16 protein-coding genes are annotated in these 18,137 nt (G+C 53.7%); 6 read left to right on the top strand and 10 right to left on the bottom strand.

Annotated features, from left to right (window positions below):
• Positions 1-205: 205 nt before the first annotated feature.
• The 3 genes from D5270_RS06505 to D5270_RS06495 form a co-directional block, all read right to left on the bottom strand.
• Entirely contained in the window at positions 206-4,231 is a 4,026-nt protein-coding gene (locus D5270_RS06505; protein WP_166543304.1) for an S-layer homology domain-containing protein, read from the bottom strand.
• A 263-nt stretch (positions 4,232-4,494) separates the two neighbouring features.
• Positions 4,495-5,817, bottom strand: coding sequence for an alpha-glucosidase/alpha-galactosidase (locus D5270_RS06500; RefSeq protein WP_166543303.1), 1,323 nt, complete (start codon positions 5,815-5,817; stop codon positions 4,495-4,497).
• Between the two features lie 111 nt (positions 5,818-5,928).
• Positions 5,929-6,606 carry a methyltransferase family protein gene (locus D5270_RS06495; protein ID WP_166543302.1) on the bottom strand — a complete coding sequence of 226 codons (678 nt, stop codon included), beginning with the start codon at positions 6,604-6,606 and terminating at the stop codon, positions 5,929-5,931.
• A 109-nt stretch (positions 6,607-6,715) separates the two neighbouring features.
• On the opposite strand from D5270_RS06495, the gene D5270_RS06490 reads away from it, so the two are divergent.
• The 6 genes from D5270_RS06490 to D5270_RS16710 all read left to right on the top strand — a co-directional run bounded on the left by D5270_RS06490 (position 6,716) and on the right by D5270_RS16710 (position 12,074).
• Positions 6,716-7,492 carry a LytR/AlgR family response regulator transcription factor gene (locus D5270_RS06490; RefSeq protein ID WP_166543301.1) on the top strand — a complete coding sequence of 259 codons (777 nt, stop codon included), beginning with the start codon at positions 6,716-6,718 and terminating at the stop codon, positions 7,490-7,492.
• A gap of 6 nt (positions 7,493-7,498) precedes the next feature.
• Positions 7,499-8,245 carry a sensor histidine kinase gene (locus tag D5270_RS06485; RefSeq protein ID WP_166543300.1) on the top strand — a complete coding sequence of 249 codons (747 nt, stop codon included), beginning with the start codon at positions 7,499-7,501 and terminating at the stop codon, positions 8,243-8,245.
• A 108-nt stretch (positions 8,246-8,353) separates the two neighbouring features.
• The gene (locus tag D5270_RS06480; RefSeq protein WP_166543299.1) at positions 8,354-8,869 is read left to right on the top strand and encodes a hypothetical protein; all 516 of its coding nucleotides are present in this window, start codon (positions 8,354-8,356) and stop codon (positions 8,867-8,869) included.
• The gene (locus tag D5270_RS17040) at positions 8,866-9,828 is read left to right on the top strand and encodes an ATP-binding cassette domain-containing protein (RefSeq protein ID WP_166543298.1); all 963 of its coding nucleotides are present in this window, start codon (positions 8,866-8,868) and stop codon (positions 9,826-9,828) included. The genes D5270_RS06480 and D5270_RS17040 overlap by 4 nt, the downstream gene beginning before the upstream one ends.
• Positions 9,829-9,838: 10 nt before the next feature.
• Positions 9,839-10,207: an ATP-binding cassette domain-containing protein gene (locus D5270_RS17035; RefSeq protein WP_166543297.1), complete on the top strand. Its 369-nt coding sequence runs from the start codon at positions 9,839-9,841 to the stop codon at positions 10,205-10,207.
• Positions 10,182-12,074 (top strand): ABC transporter ATP-binding protein, encoded by a 1,893-nt coding sequence (locus tag D5270_RS16710; protein WP_166543296.1) that lies wholly within the window; start codon positions 10,182-10,184, stop codon positions 12,072-12,074. Before D5270_RS17035 ends, D5270_RS16710 begins: the two co-directional genes overlap by 26 nt.
• Positions 12,075-12,164: 90 nt before the next feature.
• On the opposite strand, the gene D5270_RS06460 is transcribed toward D5270_RS16710, so the two are convergent.
• The 7 genes from D5270_RS06460 to fabG all read right to left on the bottom strand — a co-directional run bounded on the left by D5270_RS06460 (position 12,165) and on the right by fabG (position 18,125).
• On the bottom strand, positions 12,165-12,938 hold the full coding sequence (locus tag D5270_RS06460) for an acetyl-CoA carboxylase carboxyltransferase subunit alpha (protein ID WP_166543295.1): 774 nt from the start codon (positions 12,936-12,938) through the stop codon (positions 12,165-12,167).
• Positions 12,935-13,816 carry an acetyl-CoA carboxylase, carboxyltransferase subunit beta gene (gene accD, locus D5270_RS06455; RefSeq protein WP_166543294.1) on the bottom strand — a complete coding sequence of 294 codons (882 nt, stop codon included), beginning with the start codon at positions 13,814-13,816 and terminating at the stop codon, positions 12,935-12,937. Before accD ends, D5270_RS06460 begins: the two co-directional genes overlap by 4 nt.
• Before the next feature lie 27 nt (positions 13,817-13,843).
• Positions 13,844-15,169, bottom strand: a complete 1,326-nt coding sequence (locus tag D5270_RS06450; RefSeq protein ID WP_166543293.1) for an acetyl-CoA carboxylase biotin carboxylase subunit — start codon at positions 15,167-15,169, stop codon at positions 13,844-13,846.
• A gap of 16 nt (positions 15,170-15,185) precedes the next feature.
• Positions 15,186-15,605, bottom strand: a complete 420-nt coding sequence (gene fabZ / locus D5270_RS06445) for a 3-hydroxyacyl-ACP dehydratase FabZ (protein ID WP_166543292.1) — start codon at positions 15,603-15,605, stop codon at positions 15,186-15,188.
• 15 nt (positions 15,606-15,620) lie between these two features.
• Positions 15,621-16,049: an acetyl-CoA carboxylase biotin carboxyl carrier protein gene (gene accB, locus D5270_RS06440; RefSeq protein ID WP_161473179.1), complete on the bottom strand. Its 429-nt coding sequence runs from the start codon at positions 16,047-16,049 to the stop codon at positions 15,621-15,623.
• A gap of 19 nt (positions 16,050-16,068) precedes the next feature.
• A complete protein-coding gene (gene fabF / locus D5270_RS06435) occupies positions 16,069-17,304 on the bottom strand; it encodes a beta-ketoacyl-ACP synthase II (protein WP_207709315.1) in 1,236 nt (411 codons plus the stop codon).
• Between the two features lie 83 nt (positions 17,305-17,387).
• On the bottom strand, positions 17,388-18,125 hold the full coding sequence (gene fabG, locus D5270_RS06430) for a 3-oxoacyl-[acyl-carrier-protein] reductase (RefSeq protein WP_166543291.1): 738 nt from the start codon (positions 18,123-18,125) through the stop codon (positions 17,388-17,390).
• Between the last annotated feature and the right edge of the window lie 12 nt (positions 18,126-18,137).

The following is an 18,137-nucleotide window of genomic DNA, read 5'->3' as shown; positions in this document are numbered from 1 at the left end:
TACGAGAAGAAGAACGCCGAGGTTGAATAAGATTTCAACTCATCTAAATTTTATGATTACCCCATAAAGGCGGGGGAGGCAGAGCAATCTGCCTCCTCTGCTTTTAGTCAAAACTTTTTGTTTTAAAACCAAAGACAAAGAGAGCGGATTTCTCCGCCCCCTTTGCTTTTATGGGGTAATCATAAAATTTAGATGAGTTGAAACCTTAGTTACCGAACTCGGGGTAGATGATGCCGAAAGCGTCCACCAGTACGGAAGCGGTCTGCTCGCGGTTCACAGTGCCCTTGGGGTCGAAGCCGGTGCCCTTGCCATTCATAAGCTTGTTAGCGTAGACGGCATTGACATAGGGCTTAGCCCAGTTGGATATCTCGTTCCAATCAGCTATCTTATTTACGTTTTCGGTATTGTTCTTGTCAACTTCAACCTTGGTCCAGTTGGTCAGGATGACAGCTATCTCCTCGCGGGCCAGCTTGCCATCGGGATTGAAGCCGGCTCCGTCGCCCTTGACAATCTCCTTCTCGGCGCAGTAGCGGATGGCGGCCTTCTGGACGTCGTTGCACTTGGCAAGGTCGTTGAAGGCGTCCTCGCCGTCGGTGTACATGGCCTTCAGGGCCTCGTCAGCCTGCTCGGCGTTGGCGATATCCTCGCTGCTGGCGATGAGGTCAGCGCGGGCAATGATGACAGCGATATCCTTGCGGCCTATGTCGGCCTTGGGGGCGAAGACATAGGCGGTGGAGCTGGTGCTGCCCATGATGCCCATATCGATAGCTGCCTTGACCTTGTTGCGCATGGTATCGTTGGTGACCTTATCAAGGTCGGTGTACTTGTCCGAGGGCTTCTCCGGGTCGGGAGTGTCGTCGCTGAAGGTGACGGTCAGGGTGTAGGTTGCCTCTGTGCCGTCCTCGGCGGTGACAACGATAGTTGCGGGCTCGCTCAGGTCGATGGGCAGGGTGCTCAGGTAAGCAGCGCCGTTGACGGTAACCGTAGCCATCGGGGAGACCTCGATAGCCAGGGCCTGCTCCTTCTCGCTGTCTGCGGGCAGGGTGGCGGTGATGTTGGTGCCGTCGATAGTTGCGGCAGTCTCGCCAACCTTCAGGGACAGGATGGAGTTCGCATTGCTCTTAGCGCCAACTACCAGCTCAAGGCGGTAGGTGCGCACAGACTCCTGAGCCGCGTCGAAGACGTCAATCTCAGCCTGCTTGCTCTTAATCTCGCCCCAGTTGCTGTTGGTAAAGCTGTTGCCCTCGCCGGTCACGCGGGTCTGCTCGCCGGTGAGCTCGTCATAGATGTACAGCTCGCCGCCCAGCACAAAGAAGCTGGTCTCGCCGGCAACCCACTGGTCGTGCTCGTTCATCTGGACATTGTACTCAGCCTGGCTGTCAGACTCAAGTGCGGGGCTTGTGGTGCCATTACGGTCGTCGTCATACTTCTTGCCGTCCTCGATAGAGTCCTCAGCAATGGTCTTGTTCACCAGAGCCTGGCCCTTGTCAATCACGACAGCGCCCTTGGAAGCGTCAAACTTCAGGGTGAAGTCATGGCTGCCGTCGTGACGGTAATCGCCCCAGTTGTAGCTGCCGGGGACTGTGACAGTGACCTTGTCGTAGGTCTTGTTGAAGTCGACCTTTACGTTACTGTCGTCTGAGCCTATGCTGTTCAGCACTTTCCCGGTGTCCTTGGTGGTGCGCCGGATGTAGATTTTGTACTCAGCGTCGGCGTTCTTTCTAATCCACGAAGGATGCATCCAGTGGTCGTTAGTACCAGTACCCTTCACGGTATAAAAACTCTTTTCACTGGCAACATATAGAATATTATCGCTCTTAGCTGTACTGGGACTGGTTGTAAGACCAGTAAATCCAAGAATAGTATCCTGCTTATCACTCCAGCTTGCATTGCCTTGAGCCATCAACTGGCTGTCCTGATTATCGTTGTCCAGACATATTTTGCTTCCATTTAAGAGAACATCAAGCTTATTATCAGTTACAGCTCCAAATCTATAAAGCTTTTCGCCAGTCCACTCCAGATTTGTGAAATAGAAGACATCTGTATTTTTCCAGTCATAAGGTACATCAACCCGAATAGCACCGTCTTCAATTGTTGTAGGAAGTGCGTTGCCATTGGCATCTACTGCACCCATATATCCAGGTGTTGCAGTCCCAATATCAGTTGTTTCAATCGGCTGATTTAAGGTAGTAGCAACGGAGTACACATAGTCGTTATCCCAAGCGCGATTAGCTGTTGCCTTTGTAATTTCAGCATTCTCATTGGGTAGGCCCTGCTCCAGTTTTACCTGATATACACTTTCCTCTCCATTAGCATTAGAAACTGTGAGGAAAAGAGTATCATCAAAAGCACCAGCAGTCTCATTGGTTACATTATACTTACGGGTTGTGTATTTCCCTAACCACACATCACCCATTTTAGTAACACTATTTTCAATAGGGTCGCCTATGCCGCCTTTGTAGTTGTCATCATTAATTCCCGGTAATTCAGCATCTTTACCAGGGCCAGGCTTTACGCTAGCACCATCACTGGGATAGGCATAGAATCCAAGGTTAGCAAGGTCGGGATAAATGGTGCTTATATTGTTAAAAGACCATTCAAATCCATACTTATAAGGAACTTTCAGAGTGACAGTTTTGTCAGCTTTGGACTCAGGTACACCAACAGCTACCACATCGCCACTGCCATCACGCAGCTCAAGCTTATTCAGCTCAGTGGTGTTGACCTTGGAAGCGGTAAGATTGATGGTGTAATCGCGATAGTGCTTGCCGTCTTCAGCAGTAACACGCAGAGTGAAAGAGCCGCTCTTGGTGTTCACATTATTCAGAGTATGTCTTGTTGTTCCCCTGCCGTCTGCAGTAATATTCTGAGCAGGAACAGATACTGTTGCTTTCGCGTCGGTGGTTACCTTCACAGTGCAGGCATGCTCACCAGGCTTCAGCTGTGTATTGCCCTTGTCAAAGTCATGGGTCTTATCAACAACAATATTGACAGGAGATGAGGCATCATCAGCAGTCAGGCCCCACTTGCTTTCAGAGCCATCCACCTGAATTTCAGTCATGATGGCGTCTTCACCGCGAACGGGCTTGTTCTCAAGAGTGATTTTTACAAAAGCCCCGGAGGGGTTAGCCTTGGTACGGACAAGCAGCACAGTGCTGGGCACGCTCCAAGTGGCATGACCGCTGCCAATCACTTTAAGCAGATGTGCCGGATTAGTCATGCTCTCAATGCACTCACCGATGCCATACGTATCATTGCTGGACCAGTCGAGCACAACATCAGCAGTAGTGTTCTTATCTGCAAAAGTGTCTCCAGCAGTGGTAACACCCATAATACGCTTTACATTTTCTCCACTTGTAAAGGTAGGAACCCATGCCGCCGTATTGTCAGCTACCTTCACACTCAAGTTAGGCAGATTTGTTCCAGTAGTAACCTCATCAAGTACAGAGAGGTCAGTCTCGCCAATCTGTCCAGATACAGAGAAGCTATCGAAAACCTTCTCATTCACAAAGGAAACATTGTAGAAATCCTGAGTGCCGGTCTTAGCGGTAACAGTCACCTTACCGGTCTGTGTGGAAGCATCATAGGCATAAGCGCTCTTAGCGCGGATAGAAGTGGGGGCGAATATCTCAGTAGAATCGGAGATATCTACACCCAGGCCCACGTCGCCGGGCTTCATGCCGAAGGGCAGGGTGATAACGATGTCGCTGCCGTTGATGTCACCGGAGATGGCATGGGCCTTGATTTCGTCAAGGTACCCGAAGGCGTAGGTGCCCTCGGCGTTCTCCACGCGGACGGTGGACAGGGTGGCATCGTTCTCGGGGATTGTGCTCTCCACGGTGATTATCAGGTCGTGGTCGACAGGCTCTGCGTCGCCAACCTTCTCGCGAAGGGTAACGGTGTAGACGTTGTCGCCGGTGACCTCGGCATTCTTTGCCAGATAGAGCTTATAAGGCAAATCCAGCACAGCCGGGTTCTCACCTCTCGTCACCAGCTTCAGAGTGGTGCCCGGGATGGGCGCCCAAGCGATGGTGACATCGTTGGAGTCGTAAACAGTGACCTCATAGTTGCCGTCACTGTTACGGGTGGCGCGGTAGGTGTCGACGGTGATGTTGAGCTCCTGCCCCACATCCTCATCTTCCGCCAGCGCGCTCATTGGGACCAAAGCGACGACCATAAGAATGGCCAGAAGAGCCGCAAGTGGTCTCTTAAGGAACTTGCTTTTGTTCATGATTTCAACCCTCTTAAATTTTAGATTCTCGTACGGCTCTCTTTTGCCGCCGAGTGGAAGTTATTTATAAATTAGCAGTTTGGAGCTGTCGAAAACTCCAACACAACAAAAAAGATAGCAGTCACAATAATTTGCAACTACTATCTCTATATCATTCATTAGGACAACTGCTTAACAAAGTGAAAGGCAGAGCAAAGATTGAAATCAGACTACATTATAAAGGGCCTGCTCAATTAAAACTGAACAGGCCTTTACTTATATTCTTAGCAGTATTTCGGAAGCCAATCACCGTGAGTAGCAATCAAATCGTCCACCATCTTGATAATGGTATCGATATCCAGCTCACTGCCGGTATGGGGGTCCAGCATTGCAGCCTGATAGATATGCTCTTTCTTCTTAGTGACCGCAGCTTCAATAGTAAGCAGCTGCACGTTGATGTTCGTCATGTTCATAGCCGCGCACTGTACAGGCAGGCGGCCAACCCGGCAGGGGTTTACTCCTCTGCCATCCACAAGGCAGGGCACCTCAACGCAGGCGTCATGGGGAAGGTTTTCGATAAGCCCTCCGGTGTTCAGCACGTTGCCGCCTATCTTGTAGGGTGTGTCGGTCATGATGGACTCCATAATATAGGAGGCGTACTCATGGCTGCGCTTATGGTCCAGCTGGTGGCTCTCTCTGAGCTGGTCGCGCTCTTTAGCCCAGCCCTCTATCTGGTTGACACAGCGGCGGGGGTACTCATCCAGAGGGATGTTGTAACGGTCGATAAGCTCGGGGTACTTTGACTTAATATAGAACATATTGTACTCGGAGTTATGCTCGCTGGACTCGGTACAGTAGTAGCCGAACTTGTCTATGTACTCGAAACGTACCATATCGTCATGCTTCTCGTTTGCATTCTTCTCTTTGGCACGGCGGCGTATCTCAGGATACAAATCGTTACCATCCCTGTCTTTTATCTCGAGCAGCCAGCCCATGTGGTTGATACCGGCGATAAGCTCCTTGCGTCCCTCCAGCTTGTCCTCCATGTCAAGCTTTTTCAGAAGCCCTTCAGAGCAGACCTGCACGCTGTGGCATAGTCCTACGGTCTTCACACCGGTATAGCGCTGCATATAGCCGGAGAGCATTGCCATGGGGTTGGTATAGTTGAGGAACCATGCGTCCGGACAGACCTCCTCCATGTCCTTGGCGAAGTCATCCATCACCGGGATGGTGCGCAGGGCACGCATAATGCCCCCAATACCCAAGGTATCGCCGATTGTCTGGCGAAGGCCGTACTTCTTGGGCACCTCGAAGTCGATGATGGTGCAGGGGTCATACAGGCCCACCTGGATGGCATTCACTACGAAGGTAGCCCCCCTCAGGGCGTCCTTACGGTTTTCAACGCCCAGGAAGGTGGTGATTTTACTGTGGCTCCCTAAGGTCTCGTTCATGGCGCCCAGTATCTCGGCACTTTCCTGAAGACGCTGCCCATCAATGTCATATAGCGCGAACTCGGCCTCCCTTAAAATGGGGCTGCACATGCAGTCACCGATGACGTTCCGGGCGAAGACGGTGCTGCCAGCGCCCATAAATGTGATTTTCAGCATAGCTCTCGTTTCCTTTCATTGGGTTTTCTCAAGGATAGCACAGCCGCCGGAAAATAGCAAGGGGTTATTTTTATGTTTTATGTGGTTATTATATTCATTTCCTGTAACGTGTCACCAGACGTATGGTATTAACCTGAACCTTGTTTTCTCGCGGTATTCTATATATCCATCAAGCTCTGTTTCAAGCAGCTTTTCTTCGTTGTAAATCCTTAGCACAATGACAAGTATAAGCAGGGCCGCCGGAATAAGCCCTAATAGGGAGCCAAGAACTAACGGAGTGGCAAGAATGATAAGGGCTGCGCCGCTGTACATAGGGTGTCTGACAACGGAATATGGCCCTGTGGTAATAAGCTGTTGTCCTTCCATATGTTCAATGGCGCGGGATGTGAAGGTGTTGACCTTGAAAACGATGAAGACAACTATAAAGCCTATAAGCACAGCAGCCGCGCTGAGTACAGATATCCCTGTGTAAACATAAGTCCAGCCAAAATGGTAATCCAGCGATGGCAAAATGACAATGCCTCCTAAGAAGAGAACCGCCGCGATACTCTGTCCGGCAATTTGTGCCGCCCTGGTTTCAACCGGGCAAATGCGTCTCTCAATCAATATGGGGTCTTTTTGCGGAAAGTACATTGTAATCACAAGTGTTGGAACGCAGAACGCCAGCCAATACAGCCAACCATTCCAGAAGCATAGGCTTCCTGCCGAAAAGAAAATTGCACCAAAAACTATTGCAAAAAAGGGAAAAGCAGATAAATATGTTAAAGCGTAAAGCTTAGATTTTTTCATTTTCTTATCCTCAAAGTTTTTACTTAGTAAACAGATTGTATCACATCACCGATATTGAATCAACGGTTCTCCCAGAATAAATCAAAACTATAACTCATAGGCACCGTCCTTGAAAAATATCACCGTATATGATATCATTGGTGGAGAAAATAATGAGAGGAAGTATCTCATGCGCAGGATAGCCATATGCGACGATGAGCCCGCCCAGGCTGAATGGCTTCGGGGCTTTGTCCAGGACTGGGCCCGGGACCGGCGGGAGCCCTCTGAGGTAAGACTGTTCCCCAGTGGTGACGCCTTCTGGTTTGTCTGGGAGAATGAGAAGGACTGGGATGTGCTTTTACTTGACATACAGATGTCCGGCACAGACGGACTGAAGCTTTGCAGGATGCTCCGCGACTCAGGCTCCCGTCTGCCGGTGGTTTTTGTAACAGGGCTTGCAGGCCATATGGCCGAGGGCTTTGAGCTGGACGCCGTGCACTACCTGATAAAGCCGGTGAGCCGGGACAAGATATTCCTTTGCCTTGATAAGGCAATACAGCGCGGGGGTAGGGAGCCCTTCATACTGCTTGAGTGCGCCGACGGCCAGACCGCCCGGATTCTGCTGTCTAACATAGCATTATTGGAGTCCAGCGGACACCGCACGGTGGTGACTTTGGCGGGAGGGGATACCCTGGAGTCAAAAGCCGGGTTCCGGAAGCTGTGCGGGCGGCTGCCAGAGGGAGACTTTATCCAATGCCACCGCTGCTGTCTTGTGGGCCTGCGGCATGTGTACAGGGTACAGCGGGATGGTCTCATCTTAGACGGCGGCAGGCAGGTGCCCGTCAGCCGGGGGCGGTTCCAGCAGGTGAACAGCGCCTTTGTCAGCTTTTACCGTCAGGAGGGATAGGAGCATATGCCAGGCTGGCTAATAGCGACCATAACAATTATTACTGTGCTCATATTTGCCGGTGCGCTTATACTGTGCAGAAAGCTGACGCTGGGCAGAGCCATGCAGAGCACGGAGCTCTTTCAGTCGGACCTGCTGAAGCGGCAGGTGCAGGAGGTGGAGAACCTTTACCGGCAGATAAGGGGTATGCGCCATGACCTTAGAAATCATGCCCAGACCATGCAGGCATATCTTCAGCTTGGACAGACGGACATGCTGGAGGACTACCTCTCAGAGCTCTCAAGCTCCTTTGAGCAGGTGGACGATGTGCTGCGCACAGGAAATGTGATGGCTGACGCCATACTCAACAGCAAGCTGTCCCTGGCCCGCTCCAACGGGATAACCGTCAGTGCAAAAGCCAATGTGCCCACAGCCTCTGGCATACCCGACGTGAGACTCTGCACTATTCTTGGAAACCTGCTGGACAATGCCATGGAGGCCTGCCTGAGGGGTGCGGACCAGGAGGGGCGCTTTCTGAGGGTGTATATAGCCCCAATGAAAGGGCAGCTCTATGTGAATGTTACCAACTCATCTCCGGGCAAGAGCCAGATGGAGAATGGCAGGTATGTCTCCTCGAAGTCCGGGCGGGACCGTTTCGCCCGCCACGGCTTCGGGCTCTCCCAGATAGACAGGGCGGCAAAGCTCTGCGGGGGCTATGTAAACCGCCAGCAGGAGGAGGGGGTCTTCTCCACGGAGATAATGCTGCCACTGTAAATAGCCAGAAAAATTACCGTTCATGCGCGGTGGGATACCGTTCGTGCACGGTTTTACTTTTTTCAGGGCAGATATGCTATAGTTTTAGGCGAAAGGAGCGAGGTCTGAATGAAGAAAAAATATAAAAAGAAGCCCAAGTATTCAATGCTCAGCGATATGGGGTTCATGCTGAAAGCAGCCTGGAGGTCCAGTCCAGTCTACTTTCCCATGGCGGCTATAATTATTGTCACCCTGACGCTTATCCCCGCCATCGCTATGGTGCTGCCAAGCCGGGTCATTGCCCTTCTGGAGCAGGGCGCCAGTTTTGAGCGCATTACCCTGGAGATAGGACTTATGTCATTGGGTCTGCTGCTCTGCGCCGCAGCAGGCCAGGGGCTTTACAGTTATACGGATTTTCGCTACCTAACCAGTCCGCGCTTACGGCTTGGATGCGACGCGGTCCTAAAGATAGCAGCAACCGACTACCCTCACGGTGAGCAGCAGGATTTTCTCAATGTCTCGGAAAAACGACTGGAGGTTATGAACAACAATGACTCCGAATTAGAGGAGTCATTCCGTATGATGCAAAGGCTTTCTACAGCATTCATCGGTCTTGTGATATATGCGGCGTCTTGTGGAGCATGAGCCCCTGGGTGCTGCTGATGGTGGCGGCGCTCACAAGCGTGGGATTTATAGCAAGGCTTCGGGCCAACAGCTGGGCGTTCAAAAACAGGGACAACTGGACACCATTTGAACGGAAGCTGCAATATATCATGACCGAATCAGGTAACTATAAGTTTGCAAAGGATGTGCGGCTATTCGGCATGTCGGAGTGGCTCTGTGATTTGTACGACAGCTGCTCCAGGGCCAGGAAGGACTGGGGAAAAAAGCAGAGCTGGGTGGAGTTTTTTGCGGACGCCGTTGGCTGCCTTATCACCTTTCTCAGGGAGGGTGCGGCCTACGCATGGCTTATATACGGCGCCGTTACAGGAAGCGTTGACCCGGCGGCATTTGTGCTGTACTTTAGTGCAGTAGGCAACTTTTCAGAGCAGCTGATGAGCTGTCTAAAGGAGTTCTCGGATTTGCACAGGGCCCATCTAAAGATAGCCGTTTTCCGCGAGCTGCTGGACTGGCCCGATGAATTCAGGCATGAAGGCGGCAGGCCTGTACCCGCCGGCGGTGGATGGGAGCTTACCCTTGAACACGTGAGCTACCGCTATCCTGGAGCTGAAAAGGATACGATACACGATATGTGCCTGACACTGCGCTCGGGAGAGAAGGCGGCCTTAGTAGGCCTTAACGGAGCGGGTAAGTCCACGCTGGTGAAGCTCCTATGCGGGTTATATGACCCCACAGAGGGGAGAGTGCTGCTAAACGGCATACCTGTCACAGAATTTAACCGGGAGGAGTATTACGACCTGTTCTCGGCGGTGTTCCAGGAGTCCGCGGTGCGGCCCTATTCTCTTGCAAAAAACGTGGCCATGACGGACGATATGGACCGGGCGAAGGTGGAGCGCTGCATAGAGCTTGCCGGGCTATCCGAGCGGGTCGGGGAGCTGCCAAAGGGGATGGACACAAGGCTTATGAAAGTATATCTGGCATGACGGGGTGGATTTGTCCGGCGGCGAAGCACAGAAGCTGATGCTGGCCCGGGCGCTTTATAAGGACGGCCCGATAGTCATACTGGACGAGCCTACAGCAGCTCTTGATCCCATTGCTGAGGCGGAGCTCTATGAGAAATACAGCAGCCTGACCGCCGGGAAGACCTCCCTATATATATCCCACCGGCTTTCAAGCACGCGCTTCTGTGACAGGGTGCTGTTTCTGGAGCGGGGCGATATAATTGAGGAGGGCACCCATGAGGAGCTTTTGGACCTAAGGGGGAAATACTACGAGCTCTACGAGGTGCAGAGCTCATACTACCGCCGCAGCGTAAACGAGGAAGGAGGGCTCACAGATGAAGCAGAGATGGAGCCGGTTTAAGGAGGAGATGGCCCTTATAGTCCGGGGATATAAATATCTTGTAGAAATAGGCGGAGGGCAGACGCTTGCCTGTTATGCGTGCGAGGCAGCCATTTCAGCGGTGACCCCACTTATCACCCTGTATTTCTCCGGGCAGCTGATAGACGAGCTGGCTGGGGACAGGAACGTGGAGCGGCTGGCGTTATTGGCGGGGCTTGCCGTGGGCATAGGCCTTGTGCTGCTCCTGGCCCGAAGCTTCTGTGGCAGGCGCAAGGAGGCTCTTTACACCACCATGTGGCAGGATATGTATATGCTCTACTCCCGCAAGCTGCTTAAAATGGACTATCAGGACGTGGAGGATGTGCGGGTACAGGAAAAGCTGGACAAGATTAAGCAGCTTCAAAACTGGGGGCGGGGGCTTGTTATCCTGCACTGGGCCGTGAGCGACCTTGTGGAGGGCATAGTGGGCGTCCTGAGCTCATTGGTGCTGGCCCTTGGGCTATTCTTCGCCCCGACGCCGTATGTGCCGGGTATGGCGGGGATATTTGCCTCGGGCTGGGGCACGGTTATAATAATAGCGGTCCTGCTTATATCTTTTATAGCTTTCAAGGCAGTCTCTGACAAAAACACTAAGGCCTGGGACTCTATGGGCGACGAGATGACCCTTGTAAACCGGCTGTTTATGTATTTTAACTGGATTCTCCCCAACGACCACAAGCAGGGCAAGGATATGCGGCTGTATAATGAGATAGATATTATGCAGGGTGAGCTCAATTACTTTATTAATATCTTTGGGGATGTAAAGGAAAAGCATTCTTCTACCATAGGATGGACAAGCGCTGTTACCGCAGTATTTCCCTATCTGCTCAGCGGAGCCGTTTATCTGGTTGTGACAGCCAAGGCCTGGTGCGGGGCGATAGGAATTGGGGGCATAGTGCAGTATGTGGGCGCCATGAGCCGGTTTGCCGGGAGCTTACAGAAATTTGTAAAAAAGCTTACTGAGGTCATTAGTAATAATGAGTTTCTCCGGGAGACATTTGAGTTTCTGGACAGGGAGAATACCAAGTACCAGGGGACAATCCCCACAGAGAAGCGTCTTGATAACGAATTCCTTATCGAGTTTAAGGATGTATCGTTCAAGTACCCCGGCACGGACGCCTGGGCACTCAGGCACCTGAACTTAACGCTGCGCATAGGTGAGAGGCTGGCTGTGGTGGGCAGAAACGGCAGCGGCAAGACCACAATGATAAAGCTGCTGTGCAGGCTCTACGACCCTACAGAGGGGGTGATTACGCTTAACGGCATAGATATCAGGAAGTATAACTATGACGAGTACATGGCCCTGTTCTCGGTGGTATTCCAGGACTATCACCTATTCTCCTTCCAGCTGGGCCAGAGCGTGGCGGCAAGTGTGAAGTATGACAAGGAGCGCGTGCTCCATGACCTGAGGGAGGCAGGACTCGGGGAGCTTCTGGAGAAAATGCCCCAGGGCCTCGATACCTATCTCAACAGGGATTTTGATGAGAACGGCATGGAGTTTTCCGGCGGCGAGGCCCAGAAGACTGCTATGGCCCGGGCGCTGTACAAGGACGCCCCCTTCCTGGTGCTGGATGAGCCTACGGCGGCACTGGACCCCCTAGCCGAGTCTGAAGTGTACAGGCGCTTTGACGAGATAGCGGGGAAGAAAACTGCGGTTTGTATCTCCCACAGGCTGTCTTCATGTAGGTTTTGCGACAGGATAGCGGTATTCCGTAAGGGACAGATGGTGCAGCTGGGAAGCCATGACAGGCTGCTTGAGGATGAGCATGGAGCTTACCGGCTGCTATGGGACGCTCAAGCCAGGTACTATGCCGAGGAGAATATAGATATGGGGGACATATTAAATTAGAATATATACCGGCACAGAAAAGCCCCTGCACCTGCAGGGGCTTTTCACATATCTCTATAAAAAGAGTTTTTGGTATATTTAACTAACCTGTCAGAACTGCCTGAAGCGCCTGTAGCGCGCTCTTAATAGCTCATCGGATGGGAGCTTCATGAGCTTTGGCAGTTCCTCTGCCAGCAGGGACTTTATCTGTTTATAGGTGGCGCTGATATCCTCCTCCGGTATCACCTGCTCCACCACCCCGAGCTCCTGCATATCCTGGGCTGTCAGCCGTAGGCAGTCTGCAGCGTCCCGGACACGTTTTGCGTCCTTCCAGAGGATACTGGCACAGCCCTCTGGTGAAATCACGGAATACATGGCGTTCTCCAGTATCCAGACCTGGTCTGCCAGGGCCAGAGCCAGGGCACCGCCGCTGCCGCCTTCGCCAATCAGAATGGATATGACCGGGGTACGCAGTGCGGAGAGCTCCATCAGGTTTTCAGCAATAGCCTGCCCCTGGCCGCGCTCCTCAGCGCCCAGGCCGCAGTAGGCCCCGGAGGTATCAACAAGGCATATGACCGGCCTGTGGAATTTCTCGGCCTGCTTCATCAGCCTAAGTGTCTTGCGGTAGCCCTCAGGGTTTGTCATGCCGAAGTTCCTGCGAATGCGCTCTTTGGTGTCAGAGCCCTTCTCAATGGCGACGACTGTAACAGGCATGCCGCCCAGTGTGGCAAGCCCGCCGACAACAGCGGGGTCGTCCGCGAAGCGCCGGTCTCCGTGCAGCTCTATAAAATCCTCAAAAATATTCTCGATAAAGGAGATGCCGGTGGGGCGGCCCTTTGACCGGGCAAGCATTACCTTATCATAAGCATTTCCCGCGCCGCTCATTCCTGTCCACCTGCCTTTTCATCCTGTGATATCATGCTGCCAGGCTGGTGCAGCCTTAGCAGCCCGGCTATTGTCTCCTTCTGCTCAAGCCTTGGAGCTATCAGGTCCACAAACCCATGGTCCAGAAGAAACTCCGCGGTCTGGAAGCCCTGTGGAAGCTTCTTTCTGATGGTCTGCTCTATGACCCTGGAGCCGGCAAAGCCGATAGTCGCTCCGGGCTCCGCCATTATGATGTCGCCGTCCATGGCAAAGCTGGCAGTGACCCCTCCCAAAGTTGGGTCGGTGAGCACAGTCAGATAGAAAAGCCCACTGTCGCTGTGCCTGCGCACTGCCGCGCTGGTTTTCGCCATCTGCATAAGGGAGAGTATACCCTCCTGCATCCTGGCCCCGCCGGAGACAGTGAAGCCCACCACCGGCAGGCCGGTCTCAAGGGCTGACTCGAACAGGCGGGTTATCTTTTCGCCTACAATCGTGCCCATGCTGCCCATCATAAAATTGGGGTCCATAACAAACAGGGCGCAGGGGTGACCGCCGATAGCGGCTGTGCCGCAGACAACGGCATCCTTCTCCCGGGAGGACAGCCGGGCGTTTCTGAGCTTCTGGTCGTAGCCGGGGAAGTCCAGCAGGTCCCGGCTCATAAGCTCCCCATCCAGCTCCCTAAAGCTGCCCTCGTCGGTGATATAGGCGATACGTTCCCGGGGGGTTATCCTGAAATGGTAGCCGCAGGCGGTGCAGACATTCATATTCTCCTGCAGGTCGCTCAAAGGCAGCTGTACTCCGCAGCGAGGGCAGCTGCTGCGGATGCCTGCGTCCTCGGCCTCCTTGCCGCCCTTTTCCAGCTCGTTTTGGGGCGAGCGGAACAGTCCCATCAAATTCATAAGCCGTGACCTCTCCTTAACCTAAGGTTATCCTTTATCCTTGGGATTGAAATACTTGATAAAATCGGTGTAGTAATCCCCGGCCCTGAAACGCCGGTCCCGCACTATATCTATCTGCTCCTCAATATTGTTCTCAACGCCGTCAATCAGGAGCTCACATAGGGCGGACTGCATTTTACGTATGGCCTCCCCACGCGTGGAGGAGTATACTATAAGCTTGCCCAGCATAGAGTCGTAATATGGCGAGATATCGCAGCCCTGATATAAAAAGGTGTCAAACCGCACCCAGGGGCCGCCCGGCGGGTGGAAAAACTCTACTCTGCTGGATTTGGTGGCGTTTATCCTGCACTCTATTGCCGCGCCCTGGAGCTGGATATCCTTCTGGGTAAAATCCAGCGGAACGCCTGCGGCAATGCGTATCTGCCACTTTACAATGTCCACGCCGGTGACAAGCTCCGTGACCGGGTGCTCCACCTGCAGGCGGGTGTTCATCTCCATAAAGTAGAACTTTCCCGACTTGTCCATTAAAAACTCAACGGTGCCCGCGTTCACGTACCCGGCGGCCCGGGCGGCGCTTGTGGCGGCCTGTACCAGCTTTTCCCTTGTCTCCGGGTTTACGCCGGGAGAGGGTGACTCCTCTATAAGCTTCTGATGGTTTTTCTGTATGGAGCATTCCCGCTCCCCCAGGCAGACAATATTGCCGTCATGGTCTGCCAGAAGCTGTACCTCTATGTGCTTTGCCGGGGCCAGATATTTCTCCATATACAGCCGCCCGTCCCCGAAAGCCTTTTCAGCCTCGGCACAAGCAGTACGGAAGGAGCGCTCCAGGTCCTCAGGGCGCTCAACAAGCCGGATACCTTTGCCGCCGCCCCCGGCGCTGGCCTTTATCATAACGGGATAGCCGATAGACTTTGCAGCCTTCAAAGCCTCCCCGGGGCCCTCCAGCACATCAGTGCCCGGGGTGACAGGCACGCCGTTTTCGCGCATGAGCTTTCTTGCGGCCTCTTTATCCCCCATCTTGGAAATAATTTCAGCACTCGGCCCGATGAAGGTCAGTCCGTACTGCCTGCACAGCTGGGCGAACTCCGCGTTCTCGGAGAGGAAGCCGTAGCCCGGATGGATGGCCTGGGCCCCTGTTGCAAGAGCCGCGCTGACTATTCTTTTGCCGTCCAGGTAGCTGTCGTCGGCCCTTGCCCCGCCTACACACACTGCCTGGTCCGCAAGAGCAGTATGCAGGGACTCCTTGTCGGCCTGGGAGTAGACGGCTACTGTGGAGATACCCATTTCCTTGCAGGCGCGTATTATGCGTATGGCTATTTCGCCCCGGTTTGCAATCAGTATTTTTGTGAACACAAGCCTGCCCCTTTCTTTAAACCCCGGTCTTAACGAGCGCGAAGGAAAATTCCGCGGAAACACATACTTTGCCGTCTACATTGCCGGTACCCTTGGCAAAGTAAAAATTCCCCCGGCTGCGGGTGAGCTCGCACTGGGTCTCGAAAATGTCTCCGGGCTTCACCTGTCCACGGAATTTCACATTATTGAGCCCTGTGTATAGAGGCGTCATGCCCTCAGCCTTCCCAAGCAGCAGCACGCACGCGGACTGGGCCAGCATTTCGCACTGTATCACCCCGGGCACTACCGGGTTCCCCGGGAAATGGCCCTGCAGGAAGAACTCGTCCCCCCGGACATGATACTTGCCGTGGGACACGCCGTCTATAAGCTCCACCTCGTCCACCAGCAGCATGGGCTCCCTATGGGGCAGAATATTCTTTATCTCTTCACGGTTCATAGCAGCCTCCCTATATTACGGCGCAATACGGAACAGCGGCTGGTTGTATTCGACCACCTGTCCATTGCCCACGCAGACCTCCACCACGGTGCCGTCCACCTCGGAGGGGATTTCGTTCATCAGCTTCATTGCCTCTATAATGCACAGGGTATCGCCCTTTTGTACCTTTGAGCCTACCTCCACAAAGGGCTGGCTCTCCGGCGAGGGCGCCGCATAGAACACGCCCACAGTGGGGGAGAGCACCAGGGCGCCCTTTTTAGGCGCGGGCTCCGGCTCCACAGGCGCGGTTACAAATGGCGATGGGCTGTATTGCCCAGCCGGAATGGGCATAGGCTCCGTCCCGCGCTCCAGCTTCAGGCTTATGCCCTCCTGAGACAGCTCTAAAGAGGTAAGCCCGTTCTCTTTCATAAGCTTTGCCAGGTTCTCTATTGACTTTACGTCCATTATACAAGACCTCCCGGTATTATATTCTGCGGAAAGCAAGATAGGCGTTATGCCCGCCAAAGCCCAGGGAAGCGGACAGTGCCAGCTGGATATCAGCCCTGCGGGCCGAATTGGGCACATAGTCCAGGTCACAGGCGGGGTCGGGCTCCTGATAGCCTATGGTGGGCGGCACAAGCCTCTCTTTAAGCGCCAGCACGCAGGCAATGGCCTCTACTGCTCCTGCCGCGCCCAGCATATGCCCGGTCATGGATTTTGTAGAGCTTATCATGCAGGCTCTGGCGGCGTCCTCACCAAGACCCTTCTTAATGGCCATAGTCTCGCAGGCGTCGTTAAGGGGGGTGCTGGTTCCGTGAGCGTTGATGTAGAGTTTATGGGGGGCTTCGCACCCGCCGGCCTCGTCGTAGGCCAGCTTCAGGGCCCTTGCGCCCCCATTGCCCTCGGGGTCAGGGGCGGTGATATGGTGGGCGTCGCAGGTTACGCCATATCCGCATATCTCTCCGTAAATAGTGGCCCCCCTGGATTTAGCGTGCTCATACTCCTCCAGCATTAAGGCTCCGGCGCCCTCGCCCATAACAAAGCCGTTGCGCCTGGCGTCAAAGGGTACACAGGCATATGAGGGGTCATCTGTAGTAGACAGGGCTTTCATATTGGAAAAGCCCGCCAATCCCAGCGGTACGATAGCCGCCTCGGCGCCGCCAGCCAGTGCTGCCGACAGGTAGCCGTGCTTTATGGACCTGTAGGCCTCGCCGATGGCATTATTGCCGGTGGCGCAGGCTGTAACTGAGGACACCGCCGCGCCCTGGAAGTGGTGCTTGATGGCGATAAGCCCTCCGGCCATATTGATGATAAGCGCAGGGATAAAGAAGGGGGATACCCTTCTGGGACCCTTTTCCAGCATCAGCTTCTGCTGTTCTTCAAAGGTGCCGATACCGCCTATGCCGGAGCCGAAGTATACGCCGATGTCCTCGCCGGGCAGTGTGCCCTGTATGCCGCTGGACTCTACGGCCTGAGCTGCCGCCGCCAGAGCATACTGGCAGAAGACATCGTACTTTCTGAGCTCCCCCTTGTCCATATACTTTGAGGGGTCAAAATCCTTTACCTCCGCAGCTACGCTGACCTTGAACTCGGAGGCGTCGAACTTGGTGATTGGGCCAACGCCGCATTTGCCTGAGACCAGCCCCTGCCAAAAGCTCTCCACATCGTTGCCGATGGGAGTAACCGCGCCCATTCCGGTTATCACGACCCGGTTCAACAAAATCATCCTCTCTTATTTTACCGCATCTCGAAGGAGATTGCAATACTAATTCATCTAGTTTTTGAAATTATATAAAAATTTTCTCAGGTAGCAAGCCCGCCGTCAACTCTGATGGTCTCCCCGGTGATATAGTCGGACTCGGGGGAGGCCAAGAACAGCGCCACGTTCGCCACATCCTCCGGAGAACCCATGCGCTTCATGGGTACCTGGACTAAGAGGGGGTTATCCTCCTTGATATCCTTGGTCATGTCGGTCTTGATAAAGCCTGGGGCTATGCAGTTGCAGCATACACCCCTGCTCCCCAGCTCCTTGGCGACAGACTTGGACATGCCTATAAGTCCGGCTTTAGACGCCGAGTAGTTTACCTGCCCGACGTTGCCTACGAGGCCCGCAATAGAGCTGATATTGATTATCTTCCCCGAGCGCTTGCGCATAAAGTCCCTATAGCAGGCGCGAATCATGTGGAAAGCTCCCTTGAGGTTGATGTCCAGCACCATATCGTAGTCCTCGTCCTTCATGCCCACCATCAGGGTGTCCCGGGTAACCCCGGCGTTGTTTACAAGTATATCTATCTGCCCCAGGTCCTTCTTGACCGCTGCCACAGTCTCGTTCACAGCATTCTCGTCCCGCACGTCACACACATAGAGCCGTGCCCTGCGCCCCATGGCCTCTATCTCATTAAGAGTATCTTCCGCGGGCTCGCTGGGCCCAACATACGCGATGGCAATATCCGCGCCGTTCTCCGCCAGCTTCAGGGCTATGGCCTTCCCCAGCCCCTGGGAACCGCCGGTGACAAGCGCTGTTTTTCCTTCAAGCTTCATGGCAATCTCTCC

It is taken from the genome of Acutalibacter sp. 1XD8-36 (genome assembly GCF_009917525.1).
Lineage (GTDB): Bacteria > Bacillota > Clostridia > Oscillospirales > Acutalibacteraceae > Acutalibacter.
Note: the sequence above shows the minus strand (reverse complement) of the source record. Positions and strands in the feature narration are given on the sequence as shown.

Coding starts and splice junctions, on each gene's coding strand:
- D5270_RS06460 (WP_166543295.1), bottom strand. CDS start 12,938: ATGAGCGGCGCGGGAAATGCTTATGATAAGGTAATGCTTGCCCGGTCA.
- accD (WP_166543294.1), bottom strand. CDS start 13,816: ATGAATTTGATGGGACTGTTCCGCTCGCCCCAAAACGAGCTGGAAAAG.
- accB (WP_161473179.1), bottom strand. CDS start 16,049: ATGGACGTAAAGTCAATAGAGAACCTGGCAAAGCTTATGAAAGAGAAC.
- fabZ (WP_166543292.1), bottom strand. CDS start 15,605: ATGAACCGTGAAGAGATAAAGAATATTCTGCCCCATAGGGAGCCCATG.
- D5270_RS06480 (WP_166543299.1), top strand. CDS start 8,354: ATGAAGAAAAAATATAAAAAGAAGCCCAAGTATTCAATGCTCAGCGAT.
- D5270_RS16710 (WP_166543296.1), top strand. CDS start 10,182: ATGAAGCAGAGATGGAGCCGGTTTAAGGAGGAGATGGCCCTTATAGTC.
- D5270_RS17040 (WP_166543298.1), top strand. CDS start 8,866: ATGAGCCCCTGGGTGCTGCTGATGGTGGCGGCGCTCACAAGCGTGGGA.
- D5270_RS06485 (WP_166543300.1), top strand. CDS start 7,499: ATGCCAGGCTGGCTAATAGCGACCATAACAATTATTACTGTGCTCATA.
- D5270_RS06505 (WP_166543304.1), bottom strand. CDS start 4,231: ATGAACAAAAGCAAGTTCCTTAAGAGACCACTTGCGGCTCTTCTGGCC.
- D5270_RS06500 (WP_166543303.1), bottom strand. CDS start 5,817: ATGCTGAAAATCACATTTATGGGCGCTGGCAGCACCGTCTTCGCCCGG.
- fabG (WP_166543291.1), bottom strand. CDS start 18,125: ATGAAGCTTGAAGGAAAAACAGCGCTTGTCACCGGCGGTTCCCAGGGG.
- D5270_RS06495 (WP_166543302.1), bottom strand. CDS start 6,606: ATGAAAAAATCTAAGCTTTACGCTTTAACATATTTATCTGCTTTTCCC.